General features: G+C 65.5%; 15 protein-coding genes. 9 read left to right on the top strand and 6 right to left on the bottom strand.

Annotation, left to right across the window (positions count from 1 at the left end; genetic code table 11):
* The first annotated feature begins 2 nt into the window (after positions 1–2).
* Positions 3–1,820 carry an aminopeptidase P family protein gene (locus RBB39_RS14690; protein ID WP_306169169.1) on the top strand — a complete coding sequence of 606 codons (1,818 nt, stop codon included), beginning with the start codon at positions 3–5 and terminating at the stop codon, positions 1,818–1,820.
* Between the two features lie 78 nt (positions 1,821–1,898).
* On the opposite strand, the gene RBB39_RS14685 is transcribed toward RBB39_RS14690, so the two are convergent.
* From RBB39_RS14685 to glnA, 5 genes are all read right to left on the bottom strand, one after another.
* A complete protein-coding gene (locus tag RBB39_RS14685) occupies positions 1,899–2,867 on the bottom strand; it encodes a hypothetical protein (protein ID WP_222568745.1) in 969 nt (322 codons plus the stop codon).
* A gap of 168 nt (positions 2,868–3,035) precedes the next feature.
* Positions 3,036–4,451 carry a nitrogen regulation protein NR(I) gene (ntrC, locus tag RBB39_RS14680; RefSeq protein WP_045992383.1) on the bottom strand — a complete coding sequence of 472 codons (1,416 nt, stop codon included), beginning with the start codon at positions 4,449–4,451 and terminating at the stop codon, positions 3,036–3,038.
* Positions 4,444–5,493 (bottom strand): nitrogen regulation protein NR(II), encoded by a 1,050-nt coding sequence (glnL, locus tag RBB39_RS14675; protein WP_222516395.1) that lies wholly within the window; start codon positions 5,491–5,493, stop codon positions 4,444–4,446. The genes ntrC and glnL overlap by 8 nt, the downstream gene beginning before the upstream one ends.
* A gap of 299 nt (positions 5,494–5,792) precedes the next feature.
* On the bottom strand, positions 5,793–6,368 hold the full coding sequence (locus tag RBB39_RS14670) for a DUF4124 domain-containing protein (protein ID WP_306169168.1): 576 nt from the start codon (positions 6,366–6,368) through the stop codon (positions 5,793–5,795).
* Between the two features lie 229 nt (positions 6,369–6,597).
* A complete protein-coding gene (gene glnA / locus RBB39_RS14665) occupies positions 6,598–8,004 on the bottom strand; it encodes a glutamate--ammonia ligase (protein ID WP_045992386.1) in 1,407 nt (468 codons plus the stop codon).
* 514 nt (positions 8,005–8,518) lie between these two features.
* On the opposite strand from glnA, the gene RBB39_RS14660 reads away from it, so the two are divergent.
* The 8 genes from RBB39_RS14660 to RBB39_RS14625 all read left to right on the top strand — a co-directional run bounded on the left by RBB39_RS14660 (position 8,519) and on the right by RBB39_RS14625 (position 17,334).
* Positions 8,519–9,049 carry a glycosyltransferase family 2 protein gene (locus RBB39_RS14660; RefSeq protein ID WP_108448683.1) on the top strand — a complete coding sequence of 177 codons (531 nt, stop codon included), beginning with the start codon at positions 8,519–8,521 and terminating at the stop codon, positions 9,047–9,049.
* Between the two features lie 166 nt (positions 9,050–9,215).
* On the top strand, positions 9,216–11,042 hold the full coding sequence (gene typA / locus RBB39_RS14655) for a translational GTPase TypA (protein WP_197037093.1): 1,827 nt from the start codon (positions 9,216–9,218) through the stop codon (positions 11,040–11,042).
* Between the two features lie 324 nt (positions 11,043–11,366).
* Positions 11,367–11,672, top strand: coding sequence for a hypothetical protein (locus RBB39_RS14650; protein ID WP_108132161.1), 306 nt, complete (start codon positions 11,367–11,369; stop codon positions 11,670–11,672).
* A gap of 170 nt (positions 11,673–11,842) precedes the next feature.
* Entirely contained in the window at positions 11,843–13,288 is a 1,446-nt protein-coding gene (locus tag RBB39_RS14645) for a sodium-dependent transporter (protein ID WP_045992390.1), read from the top strand.
* A gap of 113 nt (positions 13,289–13,401) precedes the next feature.
* Entirely contained in the window at positions 13,402–14,172 is a 771-nt protein-coding gene (locus tag RBB39_RS14640) for an ABC transporter ATP-binding protein (protein ID WP_045992391.1), read from the top strand.
* 108 nt (positions 14,173–14,280) lie between these two features.
* Positions 14,281–14,985, top strand: a complete 705-nt coding sequence (locus RBB39_RS14635; RefSeq protein ID WP_124805245.1) for an ABC transporter ATP-binding protein — start codon at positions 14,281–14,283, stop codon at positions 14,983–14,985.
* Between the two features lie 28 nt (positions 14,986–15,013).
* Positions 15,014–16,018 carry a branched-chain amino acid ABC transporter permease gene (locus tag RBB39_RS14630; protein WP_045992393.1) on the top strand — a complete coding sequence of 335 codons (1,005 nt, stop codon included), beginning with the start codon at positions 15,014–15,016 and terminating at the stop codon, positions 16,016–16,018.
* Positions 16,018–17,334 (top strand): branched-chain amino acid ABC transporter permease, encoded by a 1,317-nt coding sequence (locus RBB39_RS14625; protein WP_045992394.1) that lies wholly within the window; start codon positions 16,018–16,020, stop codon positions 17,332–17,334. Before RBB39_RS14630 ends, RBB39_RS14625 begins: the two co-directional genes overlap by 1 nt.
* Positions 17,335–17,646: 312 nt before the next feature.
* Here the strand turns inward: RBB39_RS14625 and RBB39_RS14620 are convergent, their stop codons facing one another.
* A complete protein-coding gene (locus RBB39_RS14620; protein ID WP_045992395.1) occupies positions 17,647–18,852 on the bottom strand; it encodes an ABC transporter substrate-binding protein in 1,206 nt (401 codons plus the stop codon).
* Between the last annotated feature and the right edge of the window lie 2 nt (positions 18,853–18,854).

Below are 18,854 nucleotides of genomic sequence, written 5' to 3'. Positions count from 1 at the left end.
GCATGACCTCAGCCAGTGCCGATACCGCTCGCCAACGCTTGAGCGATCTGCGCGAGGCGATGCGCCGCCACGCCATCGATGCCTGGTGGCTACCGTCCAGCGATCCGCACAACAGCGAATACCTGCCCGAGCACTGGGCCGGTCGCGAGTGGCTGTCCGGCTTCGACGGCTCGGTGGGTACCCTGGTGGTGACCCAGGACGAGGCCGGCCTGTGGGTCGACAGCCGCTACTTCGTGCAAGCCGAGGCTCAACTCGCCGGCACCGGCATCAGCATGATGAAGCTGACCCAGGGCCAGGCCAGCGCACCGATGCTGTGGCTGGCCGAGCGTCTCGAGGCCGGCGACACCCTGGGCTACGACGCCCAGGTGGTGTCCCTGGCCCACGGCCGCCAGTTCGAGGACATCCTGGGTGAACGGGGCGTCGTCCTGCGCGGCGACAGCGACCTGCTCGACGAGATCTGGCGCGATCGCCCGAGCCTGCCGAGCGGGGCCATCGAACCCCACGCCAGCCGCTATCTGGACGAGACCCGGCGCCAGCGTCTGGACCGGGTACGCACGGCCATGGCCGAGCACCACGCCGACTGGCATCTGGTGTCGACGCTGGACGACATCGCCTGGCTGACCACCCTGCGCGGTGCCGACGTGGGCTTCAATCCGGTGTTCCTGTCCCACCTGCTGATCGGTCGCGCCACCGCCACCCTGTTCGTGGCACCGGGCAAGCTCGCTCCCGAACTGCTCGATGCGCTCAAGGCCGATGGCGTCGAGGTGGCCGACTACGCCGACTGGGCGGCGCGGCTGTCCGCCCTGCCGCGGGACGAACGGGTACTGATCGATCCGGCCCGGCTGACGCTGGGGACCCGCCAGGCCCTGCCGGACGAGATGACCGTGGTCGAAGCCTTCCAGCCCAGCACCCTGGCCAAGGGCATCAAGACAGCCCACGAGCTCGGCTTCGTGCGTCAGGCCATGGAAGCCGACGGCGCGGCCCTGTGTCGCTTCTTCGCCTGGCTGGAGGCCGCCTTCGCCGCCGGCGAACGGGTCACCGAGCTGGACGTCGAGGTCCGCCTGTATGAAGAACGCGCCAAGGACGAGGACTTCGTCTGCGAGAGCTTCAATACCATCGCCGCCTTCAACGCTAACGGTGCCCTGCCCCACTACCGCGCGACCCAGGAGGCCCATTCGGTGATCGAGGGCGACGGCCTGTTGCTGATCGACTCCGGCGGCCAGTACCGCGGTGGCACCACCGATATCACCCGCATGGTCCCGGTCGGCGCGGTCAGTGAGGCTCAGCGCGAAGACTGCACCCTGGTGCTCAAGGGCATGATTGCACTGTCGCGGGCGCGCTTCCCCGAGGGCATCGCCGCCTCGCGGCTGGACGCTCTGGCGCGGGCGCCGCTGTGGGCCACCGGCCGCGACTACGGTCACGGTACCGGCCACGGCGTGGGCTACTTCCTCAACGTCCACGAAGGTCCTCAGGTGATCAGCTCGGGCGCTTCCGTCGCCGAACATACCGCCATGCGCGAAGGCATGATCACCTCCAACGAGCCTGGGGTGTACCGTCCCGGCCAGTGGGGGGTGCGCATCGAGAACCTGGTGGCCAACCGCGCCGCGGCCCCCAGCGACTTCGGCGACTTCCTCGAGTTCGAGACCCTGACCCTGTGTCCCATCGACACCCGCTGCCTGAACCTGTTCACCCTGGATCAGGCCGAGATTGACTGGCTCAACGCCTACCACGACGAGGTCCGCCGCCGGCTGGCGCCGAGGCTCGACGGCCAGGCGCTGGCCTGGCTCGAAGCCCGCACCGAACCGCTGACGCTTGCCTGATAGCGGGCCTGCTGGTCGGCCGCAGATGCACAGGGGCCCCGCCATGGCGGGGCCCCTTTGCGTAGGCTGCCAGCGCCGTTACATGAACGGGTTCTTGACCACCGGGATGAACATCAAGCGGAAGTTCCAGTCCGCATCCCACTCATCACCGCGGATCACGCTGTGCTGGATCTCGGCGGCCAGGCGAACCGGGGTGCTGCCCATGCGGACCACGTTGGAATAGCCCAGGCCGATCGGGAAGTTGACCTTCTCGCCGCTGTCGGCCTCCCAGTTGATGCGCACGTTGGGTGTCATGCCCACCAGTTCGGTGCCGCTGAGCCGGTAGTTGAGGAAGTACTGCAGATCGGTCTGGCTGGTGTGCTCGCGGTCATCTTCTCCGGCGTAGGACCACCAGTGCTGAGCCAGCAGGCCCATGTTCCAGCCGCCGGGATTGGGCGCCAGGCGCGCGATCAGGGCCGCCGGCCCGGCCTGGAACTTGCCCTGGCCCAGCACATCATGCTCGGCGGTGGGGAAGATCTGGGTCAGCCCCAGGCCCCAGATGACGCCGTCGGCGCGGGCCGGGCCGGCCAGGGTCACCAGGGCGGTGTCACCCAGGCCCTCGGTACGCCCGCGATGGGGGGCATTGCGGCTCCACTCGTCGGGATCGATGTCCAGCGGGCTGCCGCCCCGGGCCAGGGTACCGAAGCTCTCGTCCATCGGAGTCGAGTTGTACTGGAACACCGGGCGCACCACCAGGTTCCAGTTGTCGTCTGCCATCTCGAAGGGGAAGGACATGACCGGCTGGAACTTGAAGGAATTGGACCAGCGACCGTCGAAGTCGTCGCCGTCCAGGTGGGTATAGTCGTTCTGCATCCACAGCATCCAGGCCGATCCCACCGGGTTGGTGGTTTCCTTGGCGATGGCAGCAAGATCCTCGCTGCTGGCAGCAGGCTCGCTGTTGGCCGGTACGGTGCGTGGCGAGGACCGCTCCTGGGCAAGCGAGAGGCTCGAGATGAAAACCAGCGACATGGCCACCAGGCCAAGCCGACGAGAGCGTGAAAGGTTCATGGGGGTAGGCCTCAGAATCGTGACGCTACCCCCGACGCCGAGAGTAGCGGTGCAACGTCGCCACCACTCTAGGCCACCGATAACAGGCTGATGATATGCCCCTTGGGGTAGGCCGGTCCGGGCAGGCTGGTTAAACCGATGCCCCCCGGACTCGCCGCCCCGGCCCGCTCAGACCTCCTGGTCTTCCGCCAACGACGGCAGCAGCACCTTCAGCTTGCGGGTCAAGGTATTGCGCCCCCAGCCCAGCAGCTCGGCAGCCTCGCCCTTGCGCCCGGCGGTGTGCTTGAGCGCGGTCTCGATAAGGATGCGCTCGAAGTCCGGCACCGCCTCCTCGAGCAGGTGGGTGTGGCCGGAGGCCAGGGCGCTGTCGGCCCAGGCGCGGAAGGCTTCACGCCAGTCCCCGCCTGCGGCGCTGTCATCGCCGCCGCGCAGCTCCGGCGGCAGGTCCTCGACCAGGATCTCGCGCCCGGAGGCCATCACCGTCAGCCAGCGACAGGTGTTCTCGAGCTGACGCACGTTGCCCGGCCAGTCCACCCGGGTCAGGAACTCCTCGGCTTCGCGGGTCAGCACCTTGACGTCGGTGGACAGCTCCTTGGCCGCCTCGACCAGGAAGTGCCGCGCCAGCCGGGGAATATCCTCGCGCCGCTGGGACAGCCTTGGCAGGTGCACGCGGATGACGTTGAGGCGGTGGAACAGGTCCTCACGAAAGCGGCCATCGGCGACCAGCGTCTCGAGGTCCTGGTGGGTCGCGGCGATGATGCGCACGTCCACCTTGACCGGCGTATGACCACCGACCCGATAGAACTCGCCGTCGGCCAGCACCCGCAACAGCCGGGTCTGGGTCTCCGAGGGCATGTCACCGATCTCGTCGAGGAACAGGGTGCCGCCGTTGGCCTGCTCGAAGCGCCCCTGGCGACTGGCGCTGGCGCCGGTGAAGGCGCCCTTCTCGTGGCCAAACAGCTCCGACTCGATCAGATCCCGGGGGATCGCCGCCATGTTGAGGGCAATAAAGGGATTGGCGGCGCGGGGACTGTGCTGATGAAGCGCACGCGCCACGCGCTCCTTGCCGGTCCCGGACTCGCCGTTGATCAACACCGTGATATGCGAGTGCGCCAGGCGCCCGATGGCCCGGAACACCTCCTGCATCGCCGGCGCCTCACCGATGATCTCGGCGTCGAGTCCTTCGGGCACGCTGACCGGCCGCTGGCGCTCGCGCACGTGGGCCACCGCGCGTCGCACCAGGGCCAGCGCCTCGTCCACGTCGAACGGCTTGGGCAGGTACTCGAAGGCCCCGCCCTGATAGGAAGCCACCGCACTGTCCAGGTCGGAATGGGCGGTCATCACGATGACCGGCAGGTCCGGGTGCACCTGGCGCACCTTGGCCATCAGATCGAGTCCGTCGATGCCTGGCATGCGGATATCGGTGACCAGCACGTCGGGCGGCTCGGCCAGCAGTCGATCGAGGATACCGTCGGCCCGCTCGACCGCCTCGACCTCAAGGTCCGGCTGCGCCAGGGCGCGCTCGAGCACCCAGCGTATGGCCCGGTCGTCGTCGACGATCATTACACGAGCGGTATCAGTCATGACTCATCTCCAGGGGAATCAACAGACGGAATTCGGTGCGTCCGGGCTCGGACTCGCACTCGATCAGCCCTTCGTGCTGGTGCAGCACCGACTGGGCGATCGACAGCCCCAGGCCGCTGCCCTCGGCACGACCGGACACCATCGGATAGAACAGGGTCTCGCGCAGCGTCTCGGGGACGCCCGGGCCGTTGTCGATCACGCTGACGTCGCAGACCAGACGATGGCGCTGGGCGCCCAGGGTGAACTGGCGGCGCGCGCGGGTCCTCAGGGTCATCACCGGGTTCGGTGTCTCGGACTCGACCAGCGCCTGGACGGCGTTGCGGGCCACATTGAGCACCGCCTGGATCAACTGGGCTTCATCGCCGGTCAACTCCGGCAGGCTGGGATCATAGTCGCGCTCGATGCTCACCCGCGGCTGTTCGACCAGCAGCAGCGCGCGTACCCGCTCCAGCACCCGGTGGATGTTCAGCGGCTCTCGCCGACTCACCCGGTTGGGCCCGAGCATGGAATCGACCAGATCCCGGAGCCGATCCACCTCTTCGATGATGATCCGGGTGTACTCCTTGAGCGCCGGCGTCTGCTCCAGGTCACGCTCGAGCAATTGCGCCGCGCCACGAATCCCCCCCAGGGGATTCTTGACCTCGTGGGCCAGCCCCCGCGCCAGCACCTTCATGGTTTCCTGGCGCGACTGCAGCGCTTCCTCGCGGGAAATTCGCAACAGCCGGTCCCGTGGTTCCATCTCCAGCAGCAGCTCGTCAGGCGACAGCGGCGTCACGGTGTAGTCCACCGTCAAGGGGTCTCCACCGGCGAGGACCAGCCGCGCCTCCCGCTGGGTATAGGGATGCTGCCCGTCCCGGGCACGTATCAGCACCTCGGCGATATCATCCTCGCCGCTGAGCCAGTCGCTCAGCGCCACGCCGGCAACCCGACTGGCGCTGACCGCCAGCAGGGTCTCGGCCGCCGGGTTCATCCAGGTCGGTCGCAGCTCGCCGTCGAGCAGCATGACCGCAGTTGTGAGGTGTTCGATGATGCCAGGCGTCATGGGTCCATCCTGATGGGGCAAAGCGCCCGCTCGATAGAGGCCGCCACGGCGCCAAGCCGGCATGCCATGGTGGCGGTCCAGGTCTCGGCCTCGAGCAGGCGTCAGACAACAACAATCAAAGCAAGAAGCGGGCCAGCCTTGGTGCCAGTGGCACATTCCCGCCGCGCAGGCGCCAGGACGGTGCTTTTGTCGAGGAGGCGGGTCACCGTCGGCGCACCTACGCACCATTTTAGTGCACCAACCTGGTGCAGGGCAGTCTCGCCTGGATCACTGTCCGCACAAGGCCCGCAGATCGCGGGTCAAGGCGGCGCAGGACGAAGGGGGTTGGCGGGAAGCAGGCGGCTGGCGCGCTGTACGTGGATGACGATATCGGCACTGCGTTGACGCACCTCTCCCGACGGGGCCAGCACCACCAGGCCCAGGCGATGCTCGCCACGCTCCAGATTGGTGAGCCACAGTGGGCCGATGCCGGTGACGCTGGTGGCGAGCACACCGTCGACCTCCAGGCCGAGGCGATCCCCCGTCGCCGGAGGCGGGCTGATCGCGGCCAGCACCTTCAATCTTCCCCCGGCCCCCGTGGGCAACACGCTGTCATCCGCCGGAGAGGCGATGGCCAGGACATCGTGGGGCTGGAAGACATCGGCGTCGCTATCCGGGCCTGGTACTGAAGGCGCCGTCGGCCTGGAGGGCGCCGCCACATCCAGCGCAGGGGCGCTGGACAACGGCGGCGGTTCCAGCGCGCGGGCGCCGGCCGAGGGCGTATCGCTGTAGCGCACGACGCCGTCGGGACCGACACTGCGATAGATGGTGCTCGCCGGCACGGTTTCTGCCACCGGCAACGCCAGCCCGGACGCTGCCAGCAAGGCAATGGCCATCAGTGACGGCCGACTCGGCGACGAGGGAGCGCTCTCGCCCCTCTCCCGGCCTGCCCTGCGCGTCCACCGCTGCATCATCGTGATTGCCCTCGCCGACCTTCCCCTGACGAGGATGACGGCAGCCACGACCCGCGCCAAGGGGATCCCTTGCCCAGGCGCAAGGCCCGCGCAAAAAAATCGGCCCCGCGATCATCGCGGGGCCGACGGAACGCACGAGGCGCTATGCCGATCAGCAGCTGTAGTACATGTCGAACTCGATCGGGTGGGTCGCCATGCGCAGACGCTCGACGTCCTCGTTCTTGAGCTCGATGTAAGCGTCGATCATGTCGTCGGTGAAGACGCCACCTTCGGTCAGGAAGCTGCGGTCCTCGTCGAGGGCTGCCAGCGCCTGGTCGAGGCTCTCGGCCACGGTCGGGATGGCCTTGCCTTCTTCCGGCGGCAGGTCATAGAGGTTCTTGTCCATGGCGTCGCCGGGGTGGATCTTGTTCTTGATGCCGTCGATACCGGCCATCAGCATCGCCGCGAAGCACAGGTAGGGGTTGGCGGTCGGGTCGGGGAAACGCGCCTCGACACGCTTGCCCTTCGGGCTTGCGGTGTACGGGATACGGATGGAAGCAGAACGGTTACGGGCGCTGTAGGCCAGCATGACCGGCGCTTCGAAGCCCGGCACCAGGCGCTTGTAGGAGTTGGTAGAAGCGTTGGTGAAGGCGTTCAGGGCGCGGGCGTGCTTGATGATACCGCCGATGTAGAACAGTGCCATTTCGGACAGACCGGCGTACTCGTCACCGGCAAACTGGTTCTGGCCGTCCTTCCAGAAAGACTGGTGGACGTGCATACCGCTGCCGTTGTCGCCGACCAGCGGCTTGGGCATGAAGGTGGCGGTCTTGCCGTAGGCGTGAGCCACATTGTGGATCACGTACTTCATTTCCTGAACTTCGTCGGCCTTCTTGACCAGGGTGTTGAAGGCAACACCGATCTCGTTCTGGCCGGCGTTGGACACCTCGTGGTGGTGCACCTCGACCTTCTGACCGATGGCCTCGAGGGTGTTGCACATGGCACCGCGCATGTCATGGAAGCTGTCCACCGGCGGAACCGGGAAGTAGCCGCCCTTGACCCGCGGACGGTGACCGAGGTTGCCACCTTCGACGGCGCGGTCGGTGGACCAGGCACCCTCTTCGGAGCTGATCTTGTACATGGCGCCTTCGATATCGGCCTTCCAGTGCACCTCGTCGAAGATGAAGAACTCGGGCTCGGGGCCGAAGAAGGCGGTATCGCCCAGGCCAGAGGACTGCAGGTAGGCCTCGGCGCGCTTGGCGATGGAGCGCGGATCACGCTCGTAGCCCTGCATGGTGGCCGGCTCGATGATGTCGCAACGCAGGATCAGGGTCGCGTCTTCGGTGAAGGGGTCGAGGAAGCCGGTGCCGTCCTCCGGACGCAGGATCATGTCGGACTCGTTGATGCCCTTCCAGCCGTTGATGGAGGAACCATCGAACATCTGGCCATTCTCGAAGAACTCTTCGTCGACCTCGGCGGCCGGAATGGTGACGTGCTGCTCTTTACCGCGGGTATCGGTGAAGCGCAGGTCAACCCACTTCACATCATGTTCGTTGATCAGGGCGAGGGTCTTGTCTGACATGTGGTCCTCCAGAGTGGAACTTGTCTCGTGACTCGAGCGTTGCGCAACGGCGCCAATCCCATGTCACCGGTTTGAAACGGGGGATGATCCAGGGAACAAAAGGGGTACCGGGATCCTTTGTAGCACGCTCCCGGGACACTGCCCATGGCAACGTGCGCGACACGATGACACTGCCAACCACAATGCAGATTGCGTGCCAGCATTGCACCAGCATCGACCAAAAAAATCCCAACCCGTTGTTTCGCATCTTTTTTATCCAAACAGACCCTTTGCGCCAGCTTAGGGCACAAAGGCCCATAGTCTTCAGGAGTCGCCGACCAATGCACCACAAAAGTGCAATAAAGACTGTGACGCACCACTTTGGACCTTTGTGACAGGATATATAAACTCTGCCGGGCCGATCGCGAGGTGTCAGCGGGCGCTGGAACCTTTCGCAACGCAAAGATACACTTTATTACGTTCGACTCCGACCGCCTCCCCTGCCGGCCGGCGTCACCCTCCTCGGAGTGTCGTCGTGAAAATCAGCTTGATCATTGATGCCCGACTTACCGGCAAGGAACTGCCTCGCCGGCTCGCGGAAGCTCGCCAGCAGGTCGCCCTCTTCCAGGGAAGAGGCGAGATCCTCGTCATCGACGATGGCGATATGGCGCCACCACTACTGGGCGAACCGGGCGAACACGCCGTCGTCGGCTATCGCCAGGTGCGCAGCAGGCCCGCGCCCATGGGGCGGCGCCTCAATCTGGCCGCCTCCCACAGCAACGGACGCATGCTCGGCTTCTGCCTCGGCCCTCTGGACACCCACTGGGTCGAGCGAATGATGGCAGCCGCCTGCGATGATTCGCGCCCGGTGGTGCGTCCTGCTCGCCCCTGCCCGCTATCGCTGCTCAGCCTGCTGCGACGTACACCGACCCGGGCCCTGGGCGTCGAACGTACCTGGTTCGATCGATTGGGAGGCTTCGACCCGTCGCTGGACCTGAGCGCGGTGGAGGACCTCGCCACTCGCCTCAAGGCCTGTCGCGCCAAGATGGTCGTGCAGCGCGCCTGAGCGTCAGATCGTCCTTTCTGTCGATTTCGCCTACTTTTTTCGCCTCGCAGGTGCTTGATAGTTCAGCATCTTGAGGATCGATGCCGAGATTGGCGCCAACAAGGCTGGTCGTTGTCATCGCCCAGGCCCTATAATGCTGCCCCACTTTTTCCAGCAGGATCCCGTCGTGATCGAGAATCTTCGCAACATCGCCATCATCGCTCACGTCGACCACGGCAAAACCACCCTGGTCGACAAGCTGTTGAGTCAGTCTGGCACTCTGGACCGCAAGGCCGAGGGTCAGGAGCGCATCATGGACTCCAATGACCAGGAGAAGGAACGCGGTATCACCATCCTGGCGAAGAACACGGCGATCCGCTGGAATTCCCCCGAGGGACAGGACTACCACATCAACATCGTCGACACCCCTGGACACGCCGACTTCGGCGGCGAGGTCGAGCGCGTGATGTCGATGGTGGACTCGGTACTGCTGCTGGTCGACGCCGTCGACGGCCCCATGCCGCAGACCCGCTTCGTCACCCAGAAGGCCTTCGATCAGGGCCTCAAGCCGATCGTGGTGGTCAACAAGATCGATCGCCCCGGCGCACGCCCGGACTGGGTCATCGACCAGATCTTCGATCTGTTCGACAACCTCGGCGCCAGCGACGAGCAGCTCGACTTTCCGATCATCTACTGCTCCGCCCTCAACGGCATCGCCGGTCCCGAGCCTGACCAGCTGTCCGACGACATGACGCCGATGTTCCAGTCCATCGTCGACATCGTCGAGCCGCCCAAGGTGGAACTCGACGGCCCGCTGCAGATGCAGATCTCGGCACTCGACTACTCCAGCTACGTCGGCGTCATTGGCCTTGGCCGCATCACCCGCGGCGCCATCTCGCCCAACCAGCAGGTGGTGGTCATCAACAAGGAAGGCCAGACCCGCAAGGGCAAGGTCGGCCAGGTCATGACCCACCTGGGTCTCGAGCGGGTACAGACCGAGCAGGCCACCGCCGGGGACATCGTCTGCATCACCGGCATCGACGACCTGGCGATCTCCGACACCATCTGTGATCCGGCCGCCGTCGAGGCACTGCCGGCACTGACCGTCGACGAGCCCACCGTGTCCATGACCTTCCAGGTCAACGACTCTCCGTTTGCCGGCAAGGACGGCAAGTTCGTCACCAGCCGCAACATTCGCGATCGTCTCGACCAGGAGCTGATCCACAACGTGGCGCTGCGTGTCGAGCAGGGCGAGTCCCCGGAGAAGTTCATCGTCTCCGGCCGCGGCGAGCTGCACCTGTCGGTGCTGATCGAGAGCATGCGTCGTGAAGGCTTCGAGCTGGCCGTGGGTCGTCCCGAGGTCATCATCCGCGAGATCGACGGTGAGAAGCAGGAGCCCTACGAAGAAGTCATCATCGACTGCGAAGAGCAGCACCAGGGCGCCATCATGGAAGAGCTCGGCTACCGCAAGGGCGAGCTCAAGAACATGAACCCGGACGGCAAGGGCCGGGTCCGCCTGGACTTCATCATCCCGGCGCGCGGCCTGATCGGCTTCCGTGGTCAGTTCCTGACCCTGACCTCCGGTACCGGCATCCTGACCAGCCGCTTCGACCACTACGGCCCGCTCAAGCCCGACGCTTCCATCGAGCGTCGCAACGGCGTGCTGGTGTCGATGGTTCCGGGCAAGGCCCTGGCCTACGCCCTGTACGCCCTGCAGGAGCGCGGCAAGCTGATCATCGACCACGGCACCGAGGTCTACGAAGGCATGCTGGTCGGCATCAACAACCGCGCCAACGACATGGTGGTCAACCCCACCAAGGGCAAGAAGCTCGACAACATGCGCGCCTCCGGCAACGACGAGAACATCGTGCTGACCCCGCCGGTACGCTTCACCCTGGAACAGGCCATCGAGTTCCTCGATGACGACGAGCTGGTCGAGATCACCCCGAACCATATCCGTCTGCGCAAGAAGTTCCTGACCGAGAACGAGCGCAAGCGCGCCACCAAGAAGTAAGCGCTGCGTTTTCTCGCTTCATCGATGCCCGCCTCCTGGCGGGCATCGTTGTTTGCGGCCGTCGGGCATCGTCGTTTTGCGGAATAGACAATATCGATGCCCGGCTCTTCATGGCGGGCGTCGTCGTTTGTGGCCGTCGGGCATCGCCGTCTGCTTGGCGAGGCCCAGGCGCGGCCATGGCGCGACTTCAGTGGAACTTTCCGGGCCGAGCGCTGCCACAATTGATGCAGACTGATAACCGTTAGGGGTGAAGACGGCGACCGCCCTAGTTGCGGTCTATGCTAATGGGGCACCGTCATCCTTCGCGAACAAGGAGATACGCGAATGCACAAGCACGTCGAATGGGATGATCCCGGCGCTGACAGCGTTCAGCGCTACTTCGCCGACAAGCCCGACGAATACCCCACCGCCCACGTCGGCAGTATCATCGCCGGCCGCTACCATGGCTATTCGGTCAGGGTCAGGGTGGAAGCCAGGGTCGACGACGACACCGCCAGCATCGGCGACGTGGTCGCCCTGATCTCCGTGCGCACAGGCGAGCGCACCAAGAATATCGGCGACCTGTCGATCGGCGATACCGTGCGTCTTGGCGACGATCACCGCGCCCTGGCTCCCCATACCAGCAGCTGACGACGAGTTCCAGAACCCGCCAGTGACGGAAACCCGTCCCGCCAACGCCTGCTAAACGCATCGCCCCTAGTCAGGCGCCATGGTTGTATCGCAAAGTTGACATGTCAGACCGGGCCTCGGCCCGGTCAGCCATTACCGCGTCGCGACGCCGACATGTCGACGGAAGCCCCATGAGCAGCGATAACATCTGGACCCACAAAGGCACCTTCCTGCTGGCCGCCGTCGGCTCGGCGGTGGGCCTGGGTAACCTCTGGCGCTTTCCCTACCTGGCCGGCGAGCACGGTGGTGGCGCCTTTCTGCTGGTCTACGTGCTGTGCGTCTTTGCCGTCGGCATCCCGATTTTGATCGCCGAGATCATGCTTGGGCGCAACAGCCGGCGCTGCCCGATCATGGGCATGCGCTTTCTCACCCGTTGTCATCGCACCTCCCGCGCCTGGGAGACCATCGGCTGGCTCGGTGGCCTGTCCGCGCTGCTGATCCTGAGCTTCTACTCGGTGATCAGCGGCTGGGCGCTGCACTATCTTGGCGAGATGCTGACCGGGTCACTGCGCGACGCCGACGCCGCCATGCTGGCCGACAACTTTGCCAACCTGATCGCCTCGCCGCTGAAGCTGACGCTCTACCACACGCTGTTTCTCGCCATCTGCGCCTACATCGTCGCCCGGGGTGTTCATCGTGGACTGGAGAGTGCCCTGCGCATCCTGATGCCGACCCTGCTGGTCATTCTGCTGGTGGTGCTGTTCTACGCCGCGACCAGCGGCGACATGGCGGCGGCCAGTCGCTTCATGCTGTCCTTCTCGCTGTCCGAGTTGAGCCTGGAAGGCTGGCTCGAGGCGATGGGGCAGTCGTTCTTCACGCTGAGTCTGGGGATGGGCGCGATCATGGCCTATGGCGCCTACATGCCCAGCGAGACCTCGCTGACCCTGACCGCCTTCGCCATCGCCCTGATCGACACCCTGGTGGCGGTAATCGCGGGGCTGGCGATCTTCGCCCTGGTGTTCGGTGCGGGACTTGCCGCCGATGAAGGGCCGGGGCTGATGTTCGTGTCACTGCCGCTGGCATTCTCGGTGATGCCTTCAGGCTCGCTGGTCGGCGCCATCTTCTTCGTACTGGTACTGGGGGCCGCGATCAGCTCGGCAATCTCGCTGATCGAGCCGGTCGCGGCCTATCTGGTCGAGCGCTTCGACCTCAGTCGCGTACTGGCGGTGGCCCTGGTGTCGGTGCTGGCCTGGGGGCTGGGGCTCGCCACGGTGGCGAGTTTCAACGTCTGGGCCGAGGCCAGCCCCGTGCATGACGTGTTCGGTCGCAGCGCCTTCGCCGTGCTGGAACTGGTGACCCACATCACGCTGCCCCTGTGCGGCCTGCTGGTGGCGCTGTTCGCCGGCTGGTCGCTGACCCAGTCCGAATCGATGAAGGAAATGCACACCCGCTCCAGCTGGCTCAGGCTGTGGCGGTTTCTGGTGCGCTTCATCGCGCCGACCGGGGTCGCCTTCGTCTTTCTGCGTGCCCTGCCCTATGTCCAGGGCTACTGGCTGCCGACCATCGGCGCCTGCGTACTGGTAGGCGCCTTCGCCGCCTACCGGCTGATGGCCGAGCAGCACGCCGCCAGCGGCTGAGGGACGTCGGGAAGCCCGACAATCAAGACCGCAACGACACCAACAACACCAACGCAACAACGCAACAACGCAACAACGCAACAACGACAATAGACAACACGGCGGGACCCAAGATGTCAGCCATCATCGATGTACGACACGTCAACAAGGCCTTCGGCGGCCTTCACGTCATCAACGACTGTTCGATTCAGGTCGAGGAAGGCTCCGTCACCGGTCTGATCGGCCCCAACGGTGCGGGCAAGTCGACCCTGTTCAACATCATCGCAGGCGCCCTGCCGCTGGATTCCGGGCAGATCCTGCTGGACGGCGAGGACATCACCAATCGTCCGGCCAACGAGCTGTTTCACAAGGGCCTGTTGCGCACCTTCCAGATCGCCCACGAGTTCTCCCAGCTCACCGCCCTGGAAAACCTGATGATGGTGCCCCCGGACCAGCCCGGGGAGTCCCTGGCCAAGGCCTGGTTCGCGCCGAAGGCGGTGCGAGCACAGGAGGCCGAGGTCAAGCGCCGGGCCCAGGAGGTGATCGAGTTCATCGGCCTCAATCATGTGCGCAACGAGCTGGCAGGCAACCTCTCCGGTGGCCAGAAGAAGCTTCTGGAGCTCGGCCGCACCATGATGACCGACGCTCGGGTGGTGCTGCTCGACGAGATCGCCGCCGGGGTCAACCGCACCCTGCTGGGAGACCTGATCGGCAATATCGAACGGATGAACCGCGAGTTCGGCTACACCTTCCTGGTCATCGAGCACGACATGGACATGATCGCCAGGCTGTGCGATCCGGTGATCGTGCTGGCCCAGGGCTCGGTGATGGTCGAGGGCTCCATCGAGGAGATCCAGAACAACCCCGAGGTCATCGAAGCCTATTTCGGCGCCGGCGCGGCCTGACAGCGGCCCGGCAACAGACACCGCGCCACCCGGGGGCCCCTCCCGTTGCAGGCGCGGCGATAACAACAACCAGGGCGCGACAGGCGCTCTTATGCAGAGAACAGGACTATGCCTCTACTCGATGCACGCGAGGTGCACGGCGGCTATGGCGGCATGAACATCCTCAACGGGGTGGACATGGCCATCGAGGCCGACCAGATCGGCGTCATCGTCGGCCCCAACGGCGCCGGCAAGTCGACCATGCTCAAGGCCATCTTCGGCCAGTTGAACGTGACCCAGGGCGATATCCTGCTGCGCGGTGAACCGATCCAGAACCTGCCCACCAACCGCCTGGTAGAACTGGGCATGGGCTTCGTGCCCCAGGAGCACAACGTCTTTCCCAGCCTGACGGTCAAGGAAAACCTCGAGATGGGGGCCTTCCTCAAGCCGGGAAACATGAAACGCATGCTGTCCAAGGTCTACGAATTCTTCCCGCCCCTTCACGAAAAGCGTCATCAGCCTGCCGGCGAGCTGTCCGGTGGCCAGCGCCAGATGGTGGCCATGGGCCGGGCGCTGATGGCCGAACCCGAACTACTGCTGCTCGACGAGCCGACTGCAGGGCTGTCGCCCAAGTACATGTACGAGATCTTCGACCGGGTCAAGGAGGTCAACGCCGCCGGCGTCGGCATCCTGATGGTGGAGCAGAACGCCAAGCAGGCCCTGGCCATCGCCGACAAGGGCTTCGTGCTGGCCGCCGGCCAGAACCGCTTCACCGACACGGGGCAGGCGCTGCTTGCCGATCCTGACGTGGCCAAGAGCTTCCTCGGCGGCTGACGCCGAGTCCTAGCGCGGAGATATCGCCTTGAACGAATTCGTGTTCTTCATCAACAACGTGCTGATCGCCGGCAGCGTCACCGGGTCGATCTACGCCATCGGCGCGGTGGGCGTGACGCTGGTCTTCAGCATCATGCGCTTTGCCCACTTCGCCCACGCCGACATGATGACCTTCGGCGCCTTCATGGTGCTGCTGCTGGCGACGCTGTTCCCCCATGCCGGCGACGTCATCGGTGTGCCCACCGCCATCGTCATGCTGCCGCTGGCCATGGTGCTGACGGCGGCGCTGGCGGTGGGCATCGACAAGGCCTTCTACAAGCCGCTGCGCGCCCACGGCGTCAAGCCGATCGTGATGGTCATCGGCTCCCTCGGCGTGACCCTGATGCTGCAGGGCCTGATCCGGCTGTTCTCGGGCACCGGCGGCCAGAGCCTGTACGTCGATGACCGCAAGGAGATCTTCCGCCTGGCGCTGCCCTTCGAGGGCGCCCGGGTGCCGGTGGTGATCACCGAGCCGCAGATCTATCTGTTCGTGCTGACCCTGGTGGCGGTGATCGGGCTGCAGCTGTTTCTGTCGCGTACCCGGCTCGGCAAGGCCATGCGCGCCATGTCCGACAACCCGGACCTGGCCCGGGCATCGGGCATCAACACCAACACCATCGTCGCCGTGACCTGGGTGATCGTCGGTGGCCTGGCCGCCATCGCTGGCACCCTGCTGTCGATGGACGTGACGTTCAAGCCGGACTTGAGCTTCCACCTGCTGCTGCCGATCTTCGCCGCCGCCATCGTCGGCGGTGTTGGCCACCCCTTCGGCGCCATCGCCGGCGGCTTCGTGGTGGGCTTCGCCGAGACCCTGGCGGTGTTCAACTGGCGGGTGCTGCTGCGGCCCTTCAGCGACAGCCTGCCCGAGTGGCTCGAGCTGCCCAGTAACCTGGCCTTCGTCGGCACCGAGTACAAGATCGTGGTGCCCTTCTTCATCCTCGTCGCCATCCTGGTGTGGCGCCCCACCGGCATCTTCAAGGGCAAGGTGATCTGATGACGACCAACAACTTTCATCGCCGCGACGACGCCAACACCGCGCCCCAGAGCCGCTTTCCGGTGCGCGAACTCAGCCTCTTGGTGGTCCTCGCCGTCGCCGTCGGCGCGGTCTACATGGCCATGGGTTCGGCCTATTCGACACGCATGCTGGTGGAAGCCAGCTGCTACGCCATCCTGGCCCTGGGCCTGACCATCCAGTGGGGCTACGCCGGCCAGTTCAACGCAGGCGTCATGGGCTTCGTCGCCCTCGGCGGCTTCTGCGCCATGACCTTCAGCGTGCCGGTCAATCCGGCCTTCTGGGATAGCCCGCTGCCCGGTGAGCTGGCCAAGGTACTGGGGTATCTGGCCGTCGGTATCGCGCTGGTATTCGCGCTGTCGCGCATGACTCGCCTGGGCGTGCCGTCCTGGCTGCGCACCCTGATCACCGTGGTGATCGGCCTCGTCGTCTACATGGTGGTGATCAGTGAACTGCGCGAGGTCACCGACGCCATCGAAAGCCAGATGGGCTTCATCGGCGGGTTCGGCCTGCCGGTGTGGGTCGGCTGGGTGGTCGGCGGAGCGCTGGCCGGCGGTATCGGCTACTTTATCGGCCACGTCTGCCTGGGGCTTCGCAGCGACTATCTGGCCATCGCCACCCTGGGCATCGCCGAGATCATCAAGGCCTTTCTCAAGAACTCCGACTGGCTGACCCGTGGCACCGCCACCGTGTCGCCGCTGCCGTGGCCGGTACCCGATCCCGGCGAGGTAGGCTTTACCCTGGCGCGGGCGCTCTATCTGTCGGTGACGGCGGTGATGATCCTGGGCATCTTCTTTTTGCTCAACCGAGCCTACAACGCCCCCTGGGGCCGCATGATCCGGGCGATTCGCGACAACGAGGTGTCGTCTGCCGCCATGGGCAAGGACATCAATCGCCGCCGGCTCGAGATCTTCGTGCTGGGCTGCGTGCTGATGGGCCTCGGCGGCGCGGCACTCGGCAGCTTCAACAGCATCTTCGACCCCAACGGCTACCTGCCGCTCAACCACACCTTCCTGGTGCTGGTGATGGTCATCCTGGGTGGGCCGGGCAACAACCTCGGTACCCTGTTCGGCGCGGTGGCGGTGTACATCATCTGGATCATGTCAGAGCCGCTGGCGCTCTACGTGATGGAGTTGATCGCCCACTTCGGCCAGGCCAGCTTCGGCTGGGAGCTACCCAGCAACCTGGAAAGCCGAGCCCTGCAGGCCAGGGTATTCGTCATCGGGCTGTTGATCACGGTGGTGCTGCGCGTCGCCCCCAAGGGGCTGCTGCCGGAGAAGGTCAAGCACCATGACTGAGGCGTGTCCGTCGACACCGCTACTGCGGACAGTGCCTGACGCCGGTCGTCGTCACTGATGGTCTCATCCTGGCGGCCCAGGGTCGCCAGGGCCCGCCTCTCACGCCTCTTGCCCCATCACTGGCCATATCGCACGACATCGCCAGCTCGACGCCAATGACAGGCCCCTACCAACGATAAAGCCCCCAGCCAGATGGCCGGGGGCTTTCCTTGAGCGCCTCTGTTGCGAGCATTGGCGCGGTCATTGGGCGGAGGCGACCGCCCGGATGCGTTGTCGTCCGTCGACGACTCGCCTTACTTTACGTCATGGCGGCTATTCAACAAAGCCCTTGCCGGTAAAAGTGCCGTTTTCCACGGCCATTTCCTGTACCACACCAGGCACATCGCCGTTGTCGTCGAAGTCCTGGGTACCGGAAGCGCCTTCATAGTTGATCTCGGTCCCCGCCGCGATCAGCTCCACCGCCTTCTCCCACTCACCGGGCAGGATGACCTCACCGGGGGGAGAGGACACGCTGCGCAGCGCCTCAGACACACCCTCGCGCTCGGCACTGCCGTTCTGCTGGATGGCCAGCCCCAGCAGGAAGGCCGCATCGTAGGCCTGGGCGGCGAATACGGCGGTGGGGTCGATGTCGGCGTTGTTGGCAAGTTCAGTGAAGATCTCGGTGCCGGGAAGGTCCGGGCTGCCCGGACGGGTGGCGATCATGCCGTCGAGCACGTCGGCGCCGATGGCCTCGACCAGGCTGTCGCCGACCATGCCGTCGGCCCCCACGTACTGGGTGAACATGCCGCTCTCGTAGGCCTGGCGCACCACCGTCTGGCCGGAGGTGTCGGCGTAGGCGAGTACCACCAGGGTCTGGGCGCCGGTGGCCGACAGGGTGCCGAGTTCGCTGCGGTAGTCGGCGCGGTTGTCCTCGTGGGCGAGGTTTTCCAGCACGCTGCCGCCGCCGTCCTCGAAGGCCGAGCTGAAGGCGTCGGACAGGCCGCGTCCGTAGTCGTTGTTGACGTAGGTGACGGCGACTTCCTCGATGCCCTTATCGATCAGCAACTTGGCCAGCATCTCGCCCTGGAAGGCATCGGAGGGCACGGTGCGGAACACCAGGTCATTGTCGTCGAGGTCGGTGACCGCCGGCGCCGTGGAGGCCGGAGACACCATGGTCACGCCTCCCGGAATCGCCGCGTTGTTGGCCGCGGCGATGGTGGCACCGGTACACAGCGCGCCAACGATGGCGGTGACCTGCTCGGTGTTGACCATGCGGTCAGCCGCGTTGGACGCCGCCGAAGCGTCGCCGCAGGTGGTGTCGCCGGTCGGCATCACCACGTCCTGGCCATCGAGGATGCCACCCTGGTTGTTGATATGGTCAACCGCCAGCTGGGCGCCGTCGTAGATCGGCGGCGTCAGGCTCTCGATCCCCCCGGTGAAGCCGCCGAGAAATCCGATCTTGACCTCTGCGTGGGCCATGGAGCCGACCGCCAGGGTGGTTGCAGCCACGGCGGTCGCCAGTACGCGCTTTTTCATGATTG

Source organism: Halomonas sp. MMSF_3323 (assembly GCF_030733595.1).
Lineage (GTDB): Bacteria > Pseudomonadota > Gammaproteobacteria > Pseudomonadales > Halomonadaceae > Halomonas > Halomonas litopenaei.
This window is presented reverse-complemented; position numbering and strand designations above follow the sequence as displayed.